This window comes from Pirellulales bacterium (assembly GCA_036499395.1).
GTDB lineage: Bacteria > Planctomycetota > Planctomycetia > Pirellulales > JACPPG01 > JACPPG01.
This window is the reverse complement of the sequence record DASYDW010000083.1, coordinates 25,670-41,164: the sequence shown is the minus strand read 5'-3', so window position 1 is coordinate 41,164 and position 15,495 is coordinate 25,670. Positions and strand designations below refer to the sequence as shown.

Below are 15,495 nucleotides of genomic sequence, written 5' to 3'. Positions count from 1 at the left end.
AACGAGTTTGGTCGGGGATTACATCCGGGTATAGAACGATTGTGCCGACCGCCTGTCCGACGGCATGTTACGGGCTATTAGTTCGGTGTTCAGGGCTCATCGCACCGTTCGAATGGCGACTCTTCGGGCCACGAACAGCATCGCGATGCCGATATAGATCTCGCCGAAAAATACGAGATTTGTGAATAATCCCAGTGGGCGAAAGGAAGGGCTGATACCAAAGTCGGCCCTGGTGAGCCAAGCTCGCAATCAAACTCTGCATTTCGCCGGCGGTTCCATTGCCATGATCGCCGAGTAGATAAGTAGCGGCATATAGAGCCGTGAAAGCAGGATCATCCACACTAGCAGTGCAATTTTTTATCAAAGACACCTGTGTAATGATGGCTTACCTGATTAGACAAAGTCCCGGGAATTTAGCGGACTGGCAGAAACGTTTGAGGACGCTCGCCTTTCAGGGATGACTTGCAGCCAACACACTCGGGTCCAGTGCTTGTCCGCGGAGAAAAACCTTCTCGATTTGTTGGCAGGCCTGGATGGTTTTCCTGGGATCAGCATGCACTAGCAGCAGGTTTGCGCGCTTCCCATCTTGCACCGTGCCAATCTCATTATCGAGTTTCAGAGCGCGTGCATTGCTCAGCGTCGGCGCCTGAAAGATTTGCTCGGGAGTTTTGCCGGCATCGGCGAGGCGGCGTATTTCCAAAAAGCCCTTGAGTCCCGGAGGATTCGCGTAGGTCGGTGAGCTCGGGGTGTCCGTTCCAAACAGCAGGCGAGCCTCGTGTTGTGCCATATACCCGGTGGCGGCGGCCACTCTGCGGATCGGAGTCCGAAGCATGGTGACAGCCACGGACGGCGAGGCGAGTTCGGGCAACGGAGTGCCATCCACCCGATTGTTGTAGCTTTCGATGTACGTGTGGATGCTATCGAAGGTCCGGGAACCATGAGGATGGCGCGCCGGTTTGGGACCTAATTTGACTTGCTAGAAGTGTGGCGCACCGAACGATGCTCTTTTCACGCGCGCGCCGCCGCGCTCACCCAGTGGCCTGGCGCGAGGCCGAATGCTTTCTTGAATTGACGCGTCATGTGGCTCTGATCGGCGAACCCCGCTCGGAATGAGGCTTCCACCAAAGGCGTGCCACCAAGTATCAGACGACGCACGAAAGTCAGCTGGCGCATGGTGCGGTACCGGCTGGGGCTCGTGCCAAAGGCCGCGCGGAATTGGCGCGCCAAGGTCCAACGATCCAGCTTCGCGGCCTTTTCCAGCGATTCCAGACTGTGGCGTCGGGCCGGATCGGCGGCAATCATCGCGCGTGCGCGATTCAGCCCTTCCATCGATAGACGGATCGAGCCGGTGGGGCGCCGGCATGCGGCCATCAATGCTTCGAGGGAAAGATCGACAATTTCGATTCTACCAAGCTCGTCGATCTCGTCGTCGAGGTCCCATAAGCGCCTGAATCCGGCCAACTGCCGCGCCGATAAGGACACGATGGGTTCGGAAACGAACGGCAGGGCTTTTCCCCCTAACGCCTCCTGCACCAACACCGGATCCAGATAAATGATCCGGTAGCGAAATCCCTCCTCGGTGCCGGGGGCGCCGTCGTGCGCCTCATCCGGATGCAGAATGTGGCATTGGCCGGGTAAGGAATACCGCCGCTCGCCGCGATAGCGAAACGTTTGTACCCCGGCCAGCGTAAGACCGATGGCATAGGTGTCGTGCCGGTGCAGGCTGAACGACTTGCCTTTCAAGACCGCCTCCAGCCGCTCGATGCCTTCGCCGCCGCGGCCGGAAATCAGCCGGTCAACTCGGTGGCGCAGCTGCCCTAAGTTGCACAACCGTTCAAGATCGGTGGGTCGATAGTCGGCCACAGTGCTGCACATGATGCGTAGCGTAACCCTCCCATGTGGGGCAAGCCAACCGTTGCGGCCGGAATGAAGCCACAATATGACAGTACCCGCCTTTGACGATCGCGATGGCTTCATCTGGCTGAATGGCGCGTGCGTCGCGTGGCGGAACGCGCGCGTTCACGTGCTGAACCATGGTTTGCACTACGGATCGTGCGTTTTCGACGGCGAGCGCTCCTATGAAAGTCGCATCTTTCGCTCGAGAGACCACTCGCAGCGCCTGCTGAACTCGGCCGAGCTGCTCGATATGCGCATTCCTTACAGCCTTGAGCAACTCGAAGCGGCAAAGTCGCGGATTCTCGAGCTCGCCGGCGGCGGAGATCATTACGTTCGCTCCTTTGCCTGGCGTGGAAGCGAAATGATGGCGCTCAGCTCGCAAAACTCGCGCGTCCACGTCGCGGTGGCCGCGTGGCCGTGGCCATCGATGTTCGATCCGGAAACGAAGATGAAAGGCATCACCCTGGATATCGCCGACTACCGGCGGCCGGGTCCGCGCTGTGCCCCGGTTCAAGCAAAGGCCGGCGGACTGTACGTCACGGCCACCCTGTCCAAACATGCCGCTGAACGCCGGGGTTGTGCCGATGCCCTGATGCTCGATTGGGAGGGCTTGGTCGCCGAATGCACCGGAGCGAACATATTTTTCGTTGCCAACGGCGTCCTGCACACGCCGACCGCCGACCGCTTTTTGAATGGCCTTACTCGTCAAACCCTCGTTGCGCTCGCTGCCCAGCTCGACATCGTGGTCGCTGAGCGCCGCATCGCCCTGAGCGAGCTTGCGCGCTTCAGCGAATGTTTCATCTGCGGCACGGCGGCCGAGATCACCCCGGTGGCCAAAATCGGCGCATACACGTTCAATCCGGGAAGAATGACGCAAACATTGATCGATGCCTATGCCTCCAAGGTTCGCGAGGCGCCCGCCTGCGCAGCGTAAAGCGGACCATGGGTACCCGCATTGTTTGCAGCCTGGCGGCAGCGAACGGGTCCGATTATTTTCAATTCCTCAAGCGAGTGACACTGTGCGAAAACTTCTGATCGTCCCGATGGCGCTCACCACGGTGACCTGCCTTTCCCTGACGCTCGCCGCGGCGGCAGTGTCTCAAGTTGCCCCACCGGCCACCCCCGAGCACAGGGTCGTCGACATCCACCATGGCAAGCCGGTCCAGGATCCCTATCGGTGGCTCGAGGAGACGAGGGCCCCCGCTGTGGAGCAGTGGATCGACGCGCAGAATGCCTACACCGATTCCGTCATGAGCGGCTTTCAGGATCACGGCGCGATCATCGAGCGTGCCCGCCAGCTCTCCCTGACATCTGCCCAGCGCTCCGAACCGCAAATCGTCGCCAATGTACTCTTCTACCTGCGACAAACTCCGCCACAGCCGTACGCCGTGCTCGTGGCCGAAGCGTGGCCAAACGGAGAATCCAAAGTGATCGTCGACCCGAATGCCACCCAAAGCGACACGGCCATCAGCGATTTCTGGCCTTCGCCCGACGGCACGCAAGTGGCGTATGGGACCGCCGAGAGGGGGACGGAAAGCACCACCATCCATTTTGTCGAGGTGTCGAGCGGCCGGGTCATGCCGGATGCCCTGCCGTATGCAGGTGGCGGCACGACACCGCAGTCGCTCGCATGGGATGCGGATGGAAAGGGTGTCACGTATGTGCGCCTGCCGCTGCCCGGCAGCGTGCCGATCGCCCGCGCGCAATTCAACGCTCAGCTGTATCACCATGCCCTCGGCACGCAGGCCAGCGCCGACACCGCTGAGCGCGGCGGCCCACCCTCGCCGCTTGCCGAACACAAGCTGATCAGCTCGGCTCATGGCGGCCATGCGGCCGCGTTCATCTATTACGGCGATGGCAACTACGAAAGCGTGTATCTGAGATCGGCGCACACGTGGCGCAAGGTGCTCGGCATCGACGAGCGGGTGCGCACGGTCGACAGCGAGACCGGAGGTGGCGCCACGTGGGACGGTGATCGTCTGCTGCTCTTGACCTATCGAGAGGCACCTCGAGGTCGACTCTTGGCGCTCGACCGCGACGGCCACCCCCACGTGGTTTTGCCGCAGCAGGACTGGGCAATGAACGGCGTGGCGGCAATCAAGGAAGGCTTTTTGCTGGTGGAAACCCGCGGACCGGACTGGCGCGTGCGGCAGTTCAACAGCGACGGCGAGCTCGTACGCACAGTCCCATTGCCGTCAAGCGGGATCGGCATCAACGCGATCGCCAGCACCGAAGACTCCTCCGTCGCTTTGATCAGCTACTCTGGCTGGTCGGTGCCCCCGCGCTGGGTGAAATTCGATGGCGCGAGCGGCACGGTCACGACGGAATTCGAAGTCAAACCGGCAGGGGATTACTCCCAGTTGCACACGTGGCGGCTGGACGCCCTCTCCACCGGAGGCGTGCGTGTGCCGATCACGGTGTTGGCACTCGGGGATCCGCGCCGCGACGGAGAACGCCCCACGATTTTGAGCGCCTACGGCCACCAAGGCCGCGTTCGGCAGCCGTCTTTCATCTCTGCGGTGCTCGCTTGGCTCGAGCGGGGCGGCGTTTACGCCTATGCCAATATCCGCGGAGGCGGCGAATACGGCGAGGGCTGGCACGCGGACGGTAGCCGCGCAAACGTGCAGCACCGCTTCGATGACTTGCATGCCGCGGCGCGGGCACTGGTGGATGCTCGCTGGACCGACGCTGAGCACCTAGGCATCGTCGGTCGCTCCGCCGGGGGGTTGCTCATGGGTGCCGCCCTGACTCAACACCCGGCGGATTATCGCGCGGTGGTCAGCTTCGTTGGTTTATATGACATGCTGCGCTTGGATCGCTGGCCCAACGGGGTGTACGGCAGCTACGAGTTCGGCGAGGCGAAGAATGCCGCCGAGTTCGCATGGCTCAACGCCTACTCGCCTCAGCAGCAAGTGCGTCCCGGCACCGCATATCCGGCCGTGTTGCTCATCACCGCCGACAATGATCCGCGCGTCGCCTCATGGCAGTCGAGCAAGTTTGCGGCGGCGCTGCAGAAGGCCAACACCTCGCCGCGGCCGATCCTGCTGATCACACGCCGGGGTGAAGGGCATGGCGTCAGCTCTTCATTCAGTCAGCGCGTGGGAAATATTGGTGCGGAACTTGGCTTTTTCGCCGAAGAGCTCGGTCTGGCACAGTCGGTTTCGCCGCCCTCACATCTAAACGAGACTCCACATTGATCCGCGCGCGACACTTCTTTAGCGCTTCGGTCTCGCTTGGCGCCTTACATCACCCGGTGTTTCTTGAAGGCATCGACAACACTTTGACCGGACTCTATGTCTTTGCGGACGCTCAATTCTAATTGAGCCTTGGCAAAGGCCCGGTTGAGGATCTCTCCTTCGGCCTCGTGGGGAATGACACAGACGCCGTCGTCGTCGCCGAAGATCAGATCGCCCGGTCTGATCCGCACCTTGCCGATGGTGATCGAGCAGCGAAAGTCCACCACATTGTGGCGCCCTTGCAATCCGTACGCGTGAAAACCGTGAGCAAAGGCGGGAAGGTTCAGAGCCAGGATGCCGTTGCCATCGCGCAGATGCGCATCGATCACCACGCCCGCGGCACCCAACTTCTGCGCCCGCGTCACCAACATGTCCCCCAATCTTGCCGCGTGCGTTGGGCCGCCGCTGGCGATATAGACCTCGTTGGGACGAAGCGCCTCGATGGATTCGAACATCAAACCAAACGGCTGCGCATCGAAGCGCGCTGGCTCCCCATACTCGACCGGGGGTTCATCCTGAACCGGCATGGCACGACCGATCAGCACCATACCGCTGCACACCGGGCGGATATGCGGCGGCAGCATGGGGTAACGAAACCCCAGCTGCTCCATCACGTCGCTGATGGGAGGAGTCGACAGTTCCTTCCGGATCCAAGCGAATAGCTGCTCCTCCGACTCCCGCTGCGCCATCACTGATGCCTCTCTAGGGTATGCGACAGGAACTCTGACTCTCGACTCACTTTAAAATGAGCTCCCGTATCAACTCACCACCCAGAGGTCTTCGGTATTCACTGCGGCCCACTCGGGCCTTGTTCTGAACTTCGATGCTGCCGATGACCTTCGTGGCCACCGCTTCCAGCTCGACGCTCTTATCCAAAGCCGCCATATTTTTATACGTGATCCACAACATGATATTGGGCCCATCGGGCGATTTGGGGATGGGCGGCAACGGATCGAATTTACCCGCCATAAAGACCTTGTAGTCGAGGATCAGCCCAGCCTTCTTCGAAGCCTCCATGGTGGGCTTCCAGAGGGTATTCAGCCAGTCGACGTACTCTTCGAAATGGCCATATTGAACTTGTAGATAGGTCACGCTCGTGACCGCGCCCTCACTGTACTGAGGCTGGTCCGCGGCACGCGCGGTCAGCGAAAGTGAAGATACTGCGAGACAAAGGCGGAAGATCATCGTCTTGGTCATTAGATTTCATCCGTTGTGGATTGTTGTGGAGGGGCCCTTTCGCGTACCGAGGGCGGCAAGGCTAGGAAAAGACGCCGTAACCCGTCTTGAATGATTGTGCATTCACTCGGCATCGCCATCATGCACAACCATTCAAGACCCGCCGTGCGGCCCTCCCTAACCTTGCGACTCGCCGATGCGCTTCGGCGCAAACCTAAGAGAGGCCGGTGGGCGCGCACATACAAAGCCAGAAATACGTCCGATTTGAAAGCGGTGTTCGCGCGGCCTACGGCCGTTGGAACGGCGATCTCATTGAGGAACTCGCCGGCTCGATCTATTCGAACCCGACACCGACGGGGGCGACGTATCCCGTTGAACAGGTGCGTCTGCTGGTCCCCTGCGAACCCTCCAAGGTGGTCGCGGTGGGCCTGAATTACGCCAGCCACCAGACATTCGTGAAATCTGCCGAAGGCGGGTTCACGACACCCAACGGCAAGCAGCTCGATATGTCCAAGCCCGTGATTTTCGCCAAATTCCCCAGCTGTCTGATTGCCGACGGCGCGAATATCGTCTTTCCGCCAGGAGCAAGCAACGTCCATTTCGAGGGCGAGTTGGCGCTCGTGGTGGGAAAAAGGGCAACCCGCGTTAGCGAGAGCGATGCCAAAAATTATGTCTTCGGGGTGTCTATCTGCAACGACCTTGTCGACCGCGAGTGGCTGTTGAACGATCTTCAATGGTTCCGCGCCAAAGGCTCGGATACCTTTGGTCCCATGGGCCCGGCGATCGTCACAGGCCTTGACTATTCCAACCTGCGCTTACGCACTTGGGTCAATGGCGACTTACGGCAGGATTCCTCGACAAGGGAGCTGGTCTATTCTCCCGACAAGCTGCTGAGCTATGTTTCACAATTTGTAACTCTGATGCCCGGCGACGTGATCTTTACGGGTACTCCGGGAAAAACGCAGCAGGTGACCTACGGGGACTTGGTCGAGATCGAGATCGAAAGCGTCGGACGTCTGCGCAATTCAGTGGCTGTCCGATAGCAACAGGATGTCAGGAGAATTGCCATAACGTCGGAAGCAATGCGCAAATATCTGGCCACGCACGCTCCGGAGCTCGAGGTTGTCGATCTGACCGAGGCGCATACGACCGCTTACATCTCGCGCGAATGGAAAGTCCTGCCCGCCCAAGTCGCCAAGACGCTGACGTTGCGCGTCGGTGATGAGGCGGTGATCGTCGTGACCTGCGGCGATTCGCGGCTCGACAACCGCAAAGTCAAGGAGCAGCTTGGCGGCAAAGGTCACATGATGCCGGGCTCTGAGGCCTCTGAGATTACCGGTCACCCTGTGGGCGCAATTACTCCGCTCTTCCTTGCTATGTCTATGCCTGTTTTCTTCGACATTCAGCTAAAGCGTTTCGCTGAGGTCGTGACCGCGGGTGGCTCGACCCACGCAGCCATTCGAGTCCCGCCTGCTCGCTTAGCTCAGCTCACGGGCGCTAGGTGGGTCGATGTCTGCAAAGAAATATAGGCGATTCTTGAACGTACGCGGCTTGCGCTCCAATGGCTTCGCGGGCTGGCGAGTGCTGGGAAATAGGGTTAAGGCCGGAGTGTGCATCCTAGGACGGTGGGCATTACGTTCAATCAACGCTTTGCGCTCAAGAACGCTGCAAACGCCCGCAAGGCATTGCAAAAGGAGCGTAACCGTAAGCTGCGCCGTCCTGACCATCCAATCGATGCCCACAGGAGTTTTTCTTGAACAAGACTTCAATTACCTCGCCTGAACTCGCGCCGCCCGTTGGCCCGTTTTCCCAGGCGATCGAAGTCGGTGGTTTCATTTACTTCAGCGGTCAGGTCGGCCAAGACCCGGCCACTGGCAAGGTGGTCGAGGGGGGTATTGTGGCCGAGACAGAGCGCATATTCCGCAACCTCGCGGCGGTTCTCGAGGCCGCCGACAGGAGTTTCGATCACGTTGCGCGCGCCGGAGTCTATCTCACGAGTATGAGTGACTTCGTCGCGATGAATGGCGTCTACGCAAGGTATTTCAGCCTGCCCTTTCCCGCCCGCACGACGATCGCGGTGGCCGCGCTGCCGCTAGGGGCCTGCGTTGAGATCGACCTCGTGGTCAAGGCTTGAGGGGACCGAACGAAGGTTGATCTTATGAAGTACACATTTCACATCGTCGATGTTTTCGGTGCGACGCCGTTCGGCGGCAATCAGCTCGCAGTTCTGCCTGACGCGGCCGGCATTTCGACCGAGGGTATGCAGAAGATTGCCCGCGAACTCAATTTCGGCGAGACGACGCTTGGGATCAGTCACCCTCCTCATCCGCACATAGGCGAAGCGCATCATTTGCTTTCTAGACCGTGCGAAACAGGCCACGCCGGCACGGCGGTTCCTCGAAACAGGTTCACGACGCTTGTTTGCTGTTGCCCCGGCGTCTGTAGTAGCATCGACGTTGGATGTCGGAGATATAATCTGCAGCGCGAATGCTTGAGGGTGTCGGTTTGGAAACCTGAGACCCCGGCTGGGCAAACAGGAGTATGAATTGACCAAATCATTGCCTGGCTTAGTGCTAGCGGCTCGGGTTCCGGAAGTGCTGGCAACACTGACCTTGCTCGGCATTTGGCTAACTGCCACAGTGAAGGCGCAGTCGCCCGCTACCCCGCCGCGCCCCACCGGCGCGCTGTTTCGCGACTGCTCGAGTTGCCCAGAGATGGTGGTGCTCCCGGCGGGTTCATTCACGATGGGTTCCACGATGAAGGATAAATCCTGGGCCGCAAACCACGGCGCCTCGCTGGAATCGGTTTCTGATGAATCCCCGCAACATACCGTATCTCTACGATCGTTTGCCTTGGGCAAGTACCAGGTAACCCGAGGCGAATATGCGGCATTCGTTCGCGACACCGCCTATCCCGCGGGTGATGGATGCGGTGTAGACAGCTACAAATGGGATAAGCAGCCAGGCCTCAGTTGGCGAAGTCCAGGCTTCGAGCAGAGCGACCGGGACCCGGTTGTGTGCGTAAGTTGGCAGGACGCCCACGCGTTTATTGCGTGGCTGAACGGCAAAGTGGCTCGGTCCAGCTCAATGAAAGGCGACGGCCCATATAGGCTGCCCAGCGAGTCGGAATGGGAATACGCCGCCCGAGCGGGAACCAGCACACGCTTCTGGTGGGGCAATGAGGACACCGGAGCCTCGGATCATGCCTGGTACAAGGGCAATGCAGGCGCTAAAACTCAGCCCGTGGGTTTGAAGCCCGCCAACGCGTTCGGACTCCACGACATGGTCGGGAATGTCTGGCAATGGACCGAGGACTGCTACGCCGATACCTACGCCAACGCAAGCGCCAACGGCAGTGCCAATGAAACGCCGGCTAATTGCATGCGCGTCGATCGCGGCAGTTCGTGGTTATATCCCGCGTGGCTTCTGCGCTCGGCCACGCGCGAGAGAAATCCCCCCGATTTTCGCGACGCAATTATGGGCTTTCGCCTGGCACGAACGCTCCCCTAGTTGGCGTAGATAAGCCGTCGCTTTAAGGATAGACAAGCATGCCGACATGCCGAATTGTGTTCTGCCTCGTGGCTTTGATGTTCTCCGAGGTTGTGGATGCACAGCGAGTCGAGGTGCTGGGTCCTCAGGTACGTAAATATTTGCGCGTGCAGACACCCAAGGTGATTCTTGAACATATTCAAATCATCGACGGTACGGGCGCCGCGCCCAGTGCAGACAAGAATATTGTTATCGCAGACGGGAAAATTATTTCAATATCAACCGGCACAGACGAAGCCGCCGTTGATGGCGTCACGATCTTCAATTTGCGCGGCTATTCCGTCATGCCGGGTATTGTCGGCATGCATAGCACGATGTTCTATCTGGCGCGGCCAAATCTCGCTTCCGATGCCAGCTTCGAGAGGCCGAACCAATTTCTGCACATGCCCTTCTCTGCGCCTCGCCTATCTCTTGCGAACGGTGTGACGACCATGCGTACTACGGGAAGCGTCGAACCTAATACGGACCTGCGGCTCAGACAAGCCATTGAAAAAGGCATTTATCCCGGCCCGCACATCGATGTCACGGGACCGTATCTGGATGGCCCGAACACGGCGATTCTCCAGATGCAGGAACTGACCGGGCCTGAAGATGCACGGCAAACGTGGCATTTTGGGCAGATCGAGGCGTGACATCGTTCGGTGCCAGCGCGCGAGAGTCCGCTGCGTCTTCCGCATACTTTCGGAAACCGGGACGCAAATATAGCTGCCGCCAAGACACGTAATCTGCATGGAACCTTCGCGTCCGCGAGGCTCCCTGCTCACATCTTTGCCAGTACCATAGTTCACTTGTGCAAATGGCCCTCGGTTCACATCCAGGACCAGTAACAACCGACTGCCCTTGGCAAGTTGTCGACTGACAAGCAATGTTTTTGTCGAGAGCAATCGTCTGTATTTTGTTTGGTTTCAGGAACCGGCGTCTGGTCATGGGGTCCCCGCGTTTTTGCTGTCGATTTTCCCGGTACGGAGACCCCGAATCTGTGCAGCGGCAGCGATGTCCTTTGGGCAAGCCATTGATGTGTCGGACGTTTCACCTTTCGTTCGGCCTGCCTCGGATCGTACGCTGCTTAAGCCAGACCACGCGACTACAGAACCTCGGTCAGTGAACGGCGCGCACGCCGAATACCTTCGGTATCCCTCCGGTAGAAAATCCATTGCTTTATCTTCTTGGATTTCAGCAGCCCGGCATCCGATAAGATCCGCAAGTGTTCGCTCGCAGTCGGCTGGGTCACTTCAAGTTTTTCGGCAATCCGGATGCCGCACACCCCATCATCGACCAGATCACCATCTTTTTGAGGTCGAAAATGTTTAACGGGATCCTTGAGCCATCGCAGGATAAGAACTCGCTTTTCACTGGAAAGGGCTCGAGCAACTTTGGGGTTCATAATTGGTACTTCGTCACTTAGCTAAGTATACTTACATAAATTGGCCACTGAGCAGGACCCAGGGACTATGATAAAACAACTGACGAAAATCTATCGATGTCGTGCGGGTGAAAGAGTTGCCCTATCGCCCTCCGGTGCCGGCGTCTCAGAATCGGAGACAACATGACTTCGGAGGAGAAACCGCCCGACGCGATTGTCCATCCGTACGCCACCCATCTCAATGTTTTGTTTCCCCACCTTGCAAAGGTCGATGTCCCCACTCTAGTCAGCACGGTCAAGGATCAATGGTTCAACCAGACCCTTTGCCAGGTGAATACATCGGTGGTACGGCTCGGCGTGATGCAAGGCGAGTATCACTGGCATAAGCACGACAAGAACGACGAGTTCTTCTGTCTGGAAGGCGAATTCTATGTGGACCTCGAGGAGCGCTCGCTTGCTTTAAGAGCTCGGGGGGGGGGTTGTTGTGCCGAAGGCAGTCTTTCATCGCACCCACGCGCCCCAGCGATGCGTCATCCTAATGGTCGAGAACGCCGGAATTGTACCGACCGGCGACTGAGTACAAGCGCTTTAGCAAGGAGTCGATGCCACGGCCCTGTCAGGCGCTCGACCCCCGGTGCACTCGCCAAACGCGGCTCAATCTCCACGAGGCGGTTGCAGGCACTCACTTGCAGGATTTTCGCCGGCGCAGGACTCGACGCACGATGCAGGGACGCCAGTATATTGGCACTTGGCGAAGTAACGATGTACAGTAGACTTGATTACCGACGTGCGATACAGGGTCAGAGAAACACCCCGCGTGAAATGAGAGGAGGCGGAATGGCACCCCGGACAATCCCTGGCACGAACGAAGTCGCGCGTCGCGAAGTCTCGGTCGCTGGATCCCCACAGGGTGCGTCCGTGCAGCGCAAAACTTTGGTTGGGCCGTGACGAACAATGCCACATACGCGCGCCTGATTGAGTTGCTCGATACCAATCGGGCGCGTTACCGACTCATTGATCACCCGCCGGAGGGTCGCACGGAGCTCGTAAGCCCAATGCGAGGCCATCCAGTTGCGCAAGCCGCAAAATGCATCATTGTGATGGTCAAGTTCGGCAAAAAGGTGACCAAATTCGTGCTCGCCGTCGTTCCGGGCGACGCGCGCGTCGATTTGAATGCCGTAAAGTCCCTCAAAGGAGGAACCTACGCCGGATTTGCCCCGCCTGACCGTGCCGAGGAATTGGCGGCCTCGGTTGTGGGCACAATTTTGCCGTTTGCCATGGACTCCAGATTGGAGTTGATCGCGGATCCTGGTCTCAAGCAGCACGACGAAATCTTTTTCAACGCGGCTCGGCTTGATCGCTCCATCGGATTGAAGATGGAAGACTACGTTCGCTTGGCAAATCCGCGCTTCGAGTCCATTTCAAACCCGCTTCGATAGCGGCAAATACGCGAGTCACTTCATGTACCAGTGGACTGTAGATGCCTTTGCCAGCGCCCCTTTTAAAGGCAATCCGGCATGCGTCGTACAGCCATTCGATCGTTGGCCGAGCGATCCGTGGATGCAGGCTCTGGCGGCCGAAAACCATCAATCCGAAACCGCCTTTCTGTTGAAGTCGGGAGATCCTTTTCGATTTGGATTGCGCTGGATGACGCCGACCAGCGAAGTACGGCTTTGCGGGCATGCAACCCTGGCTGCCGCGCATGTTCTTTTCACGGAACTGGACTTGCGGGGCGGCCAGTTAGTCTTCGACACGCTCTCGGGTGTGCTGACCGTCGAAAGGCAAAACGCGTTATATCGTATGGATTTTCCTGCGGAACGAGCGCGACGCGTCACAGCGCCGATGGATTTAGCGGACGCGATCGGCGTGGAGCCGATTGAGGTTTGGGTTGGCAGTTACCTCATTACTATTTTGTCTGATGAGCATAACGTGCGCGCGCTGCGCCCGGACTTGGTGGCAGTTGAGAAATTATGTGCGGCAGCTACCGGAGGGCGCGGGGATTTGGTCGTGGCATCCTTGGCGGATCCCGGTGCGGGATTCGATGTGGTCAGCCGCTTCTTTGCGCCGAGTGTGGGTGTGCCGGAAGACCCCGCAACCGGATCTGCACACTGTCTCATTGCACCTCTGTTTTCAGAAAAACTGGGGCGTGAAACTCTCCGATTCTTCCAAGCCTATCCGGGTCGCGGTGCCGAGATTCAGACGCACTTGCGCGGCGACCGGGTTATCTTGAGCGGCGCCGGCGTGACCGTGATCGAGAGTCGGCTGCGAATCGGTTCCGATGAGATTGCCTAAGGTAGTCAGGGCCGGCTCGGGACTGGTAATTCTAATCATGGGACAGGAATGAGGGGATTCGTGATAACCGCGGCATTCCTCGCGCTCCCTTCTGCCTAAGCCGATTACCAGGGTCGGGAGTACGTTTTGACGAGCGTTGTTCTCCCTAAGATGCTCGCGGGTTTCGCAAACTCACCTCTCAAAGCCCCCTCTTTTCTCGCCGATCCTGCGCGAGCAGGTTCCGCCGAAACCAAAGTGAAACCTCAATTCAATCCCAAGGCGACTGCGTGTGCACTCGCATGAGTCAAGACGGCGGCCTCGAAGCCCAGCGAGGAATACATGATGCCGGTGAGAATCGCGATCGCCGAATTCAATGCCAGTGCGGTGTATTGCACTGCTGGAGTTACCCCATCCGGCGATCCGCCGTGAAAGAGCATGACGAACACGAGAGCACTGACAAGCACGGCAGGAATAGTGCGCCGGCGAAAAGCGAGAACCAACCCGCTCATCAGGAACAGGTGAACGATCACCTCGGTCACAATGCCGCCAAACGGGATCGTTGCTATACGAACCAGCAGACCACCCGGATTTGCCGGCAGGCCCACCAGATGTCCCACTGCGACGCTAGCCGCTCCGACGAAGCTACCTACGCCGATCGATAGTCCTGTGACACGGCCATACGCGCGCCATGGCGCCGGCAGTCGGTATTCCCAAGAGCGCAGCAGTGGCATCGGTAAAGATGCCCGGTCCGCCCAGCGCAAGCCAAAGTGGGCGGCCAGTGCCGATACCAACCCTGTACTTAGCGCCAGGTAAATCATCAGGCGTACCAACGAAATGACCGCTGAATCGGAAGCGGCTAACAGGAAGGGAGCGAAAAGCGCGCCGGCGGCTGCAGCGGCGAGCGCGAGAGCCCAGGTGCGTCGTGAAACACGGACTACATCAGGATTCATGAATCATGACCATATAGAAATGACACCGCTCCAAGTACGTCTCCGCCGCTCGCACGCCGGGCTCGCATTCTGACCGGAGCTGTTCGCGTCGTGGGTTCGAATTTCTATAACCGGCCCCCGCTCGTTTCTCCACTTACCCCCAGGTCGGTTACACGTGGGAGGTGGTCCAATCGCTCATAGAAATCGCGGCACAATTCTATGGCCGATGGTCGGAGCCACCGAGGCCGTTCGTTGCAGAAAACCTGCCATTCGTTGCGGCTTCCGGGGGCCTGCGCACTCGCTCGCTGCGAAGCGCACGGCCCCACGGCACCGTCAGCGCCCGCCTAACGCTTGGTCCAAACGATCCTGGAATCGCCTGCGAAAGCGTCGGCTTAGCTTGAGACGGACCCCGGAATCCAGCACGATCTCGTACTCGCCGCTCTCCTGCAGCTCGAGTCCCCGGACCCGTTCGAGGTTAACTATGATCGAGCGGTGGATGCGCAAGAATTTGCGAGGGTCCATGTCCTGTTCAAGTTCCTGAATCGTCCTGCGCACGATGTGCATATCGTTGCCTAGGTGCAGGCACGCATAGGATCTCGCGGCCTCGATCCAATCGATTTCAGAGGTTTTCAAGAAAGTGTCTGCCCGCGGCTTTTTACTGCGATCCGACTAACCGGCTGGGCATGGTACGGGGATCCTCGGGCAAGTCTTCTCTTGGCGCGCTCGAGCGCGCGCTTGAAACGCGTGTCATTGAAAGGCTTCAAGATGTAATCGAGCGCGCCCGCCTCGAAGGCGCGCAGAGCATAAGCGTCGTAGGCAGTCACAAAGATGACGGTTTCCGGCAAATCCGCACCCAGCATCTCGAGCACGTCGAACCCGTCGCATTCGGGCATTTGCACATCCAAGAACACAAGCGCGGGCCGCGACCGCCTGATCTCCTCAATGGCCTCCAAGCCGGATTCGCATTCAATCACCGATGCGACATCTGGATCGCTGCGCAACAGTAGAGTCAGGTACCGACGCGCCGGAGCCTCGTCATCAACCACAAGGCTCGAATCGAGGCAAGTGGCCTGGCA

16 protein-coding genes are annotated in these 15,495 nt (G+C 58.9%); 9 read left to right on the top strand and 7 right to left on the bottom strand.

What is annotated here, in order from left to right:
• Positions 1–451: 451 nt before the first annotated feature.
• Together VGN12_15900 and VGN12_15895 are read right to left on the bottom strand one after the other, a co-directional pair.
• Positions 452–808, bottom strand: coding sequence for an amidohydrolase family protein (locus VGN12_15900; GenBank protein HEY4310935.1), 357 nt, complete (start codon positions 806–808; stop codon positions 452–454).
• 200 nt (positions 809–1,008) lie between these two features.
• Positions 1,009–1,875, bottom strand: coding sequence for an AraC family transcriptional regulator (locus VGN12_15895; protein HEY4310934.1), 867 nt, complete (start codon positions 1,873–1,875; stop codon positions 1,009–1,011).
• Positions 1,876–1,939: 64 nt separating this feature from the next.
• Here VGN12_15895 and VGN12_15890 point away from each other — a divergent pair, with 64 nt between their 5' ends.
• On the top strand, positions 1,940–2,830 hold the full coding sequence (locus VGN12_15890; protein HEY4310933.1) for a branched-chain amino acid aminotransferase: 891 nt from the start codon (positions 1,940–1,942) through the stop codon (positions 2,828–2,830).
• Positions 2,831–2,915: 85 nt separating this feature from the next.
• On the top strand, positions 2,916–5,093 hold the full coding sequence (locus VGN12_15885; protein ID HEY4310932.1) for a prolyl oligopeptidase family serine peptidase: 2,178 nt from the start codon (positions 2,916–2,918) through the stop codon (positions 5,091–5,093).
• Positions 5,094–5,137: 44 nt separating this feature from the next.
• Here VGN12_15885 and VGN12_15880 read toward each other — a convergent pair whose 3' ends face one another.
• A complete protein-coding gene (locus VGN12_15880) occupies positions 5,138–5,821 on the bottom strand; it encodes an RraA family protein (protein ID HEY4310931.1) in 684 nt (227 codons plus the stop codon).
• Positions 5,822–5,867: 46 nt separating this feature from the next.
• Positions 5,868–6,329 (bottom strand): hypothetical protein, encoded by a 462-nt coding sequence (locus VGN12_15875; protein ID HEY4310930.1) that lies wholly within the window; start codon positions 6,327–6,329, stop codon positions 5,868–5,870.
• Between the two features lie 206 nt (positions 6,330–6,535).
• Here VGN12_15875 and VGN12_15870 point away from each other — a divergent pair, with 206 nt between their 5' ends.
• The 5 genes from VGN12_15870 to VGN12_15850 all read left to right on the top strand — a co-directional run bounded on the left by VGN12_15870 (position 6,536) and on the right by VGN12_15850 (position 10,488).
• Entirely contained in the window at positions 6,536–7,351 is an 816-nt protein-coding gene (locus tag VGN12_15870; protein HEY4310929.1) for a fumarylacetoacetate hydrolase family protein, read from the top strand.
• A gap of 39 nt (positions 7,352–7,390) precedes the next feature.
• On the top strand, positions 7,391–7,837 hold the full coding sequence (locus tag VGN12_15865; GenBank protein ID HEY4310928.1) for a YbaK/EbsC family protein: 447 nt from the start codon (positions 7,391–7,393) through the stop codon (positions 7,835–7,837).
• 224 nt (positions 7,838–8,061) lie between these two features.
• Positions 8,062–8,442, top strand: a complete 381-nt coding sequence (locus VGN12_15860) for a Rid family detoxifying hydrolase (GenBank protein ID HEY4310927.1) — start codon at positions 8,062–8,064, stop codon at positions 8,440–8,442.
• 412 nt (positions 8,443–8,854) lie between these two features.
• Entirely contained in the window at positions 8,855–9,817 is a 963-nt protein-coding gene (locus tag VGN12_15855; GenBank protein ID HEY4310926.1) for a formylglycine-generating enzyme family protein, read from the top strand.
• Positions 9,818–9,855: 38 nt separating this feature from the next.
• Positions 9,856–10,488 (top strand): hypothetical protein, encoded by a 633-nt coding sequence (locus VGN12_15850; GenBank protein ID HEY4310925.1) that lies wholly within the window; start codon positions 9,856–9,858, stop codon positions 10,486–10,488.
• A 452-nt stretch (positions 10,489–10,940) separates the two neighbouring features.
• On the opposite strand, the gene VGN12_15845 is transcribed toward VGN12_15850, so the two are convergent.
• On the bottom strand, positions 10,941–11,240 hold the full coding sequence (locus tag VGN12_15845) for an ArsR family transcriptional regulator (protein HEY4310924.1): 300 nt from the start codon (positions 11,238–11,240) through the stop codon (positions 10,941–10,943).
• A gap of 923 nt (positions 11,241–12,163) precedes the next feature.
• On the opposite strand from VGN12_15845, the gene VGN12_15840 reads away from it, so the two are divergent.
• Together VGN12_15840 and VGN12_15835 are read left to right on the top strand one after the other, a co-directional pair.
• The gene (locus VGN12_15840) at positions 12,164–12,658 is read left to right on the top strand and encodes a YbaK/EbsC family protein (protein ID HEY4310923.1); all 495 of its coding nucleotides are present in this window, start codon (positions 12,164–12,166) and stop codon (positions 12,656–12,658) included.
• A 22-nt stretch (positions 12,659–12,680) separates the two neighbouring features.
• Entirely contained in the window at positions 12,681–13,511 is an 831-nt protein-coding gene (locus tag VGN12_15835; protein ID HEY4310922.1) for a PhzF family phenazine biosynthesis protein, read from the top strand.
• A 242-nt stretch (positions 13,512–13,753) separates the two neighbouring features.
• Here VGN12_15835 and VGN12_15830 read toward each other — a convergent pair whose 3' ends face one another.
• Positions 13,754–14,440: a hypothetical protein gene (locus VGN12_15830; protein ID HEY4310921.1), complete on the bottom strand. Its 687-nt coding sequence runs from the start codon at positions 14,438–14,440 to the stop codon at positions 13,754–13,756.
• A gap of 608 nt (positions 14,441–15,048) precedes the next feature.
• Positions 15,049–15,465 carry a response regulator gene (locus tag VGN12_15825; GenBank protein HEY4310920.1) on the bottom strand — a complete coding sequence of 139 codons (417 nt, stop codon included), beginning with the start codon at positions 15,463–15,465 and terminating at the stop codon, positions 15,049–15,051.
• Between the last annotated feature and the right edge of the window lie 30 nt (positions 15,466–15,495).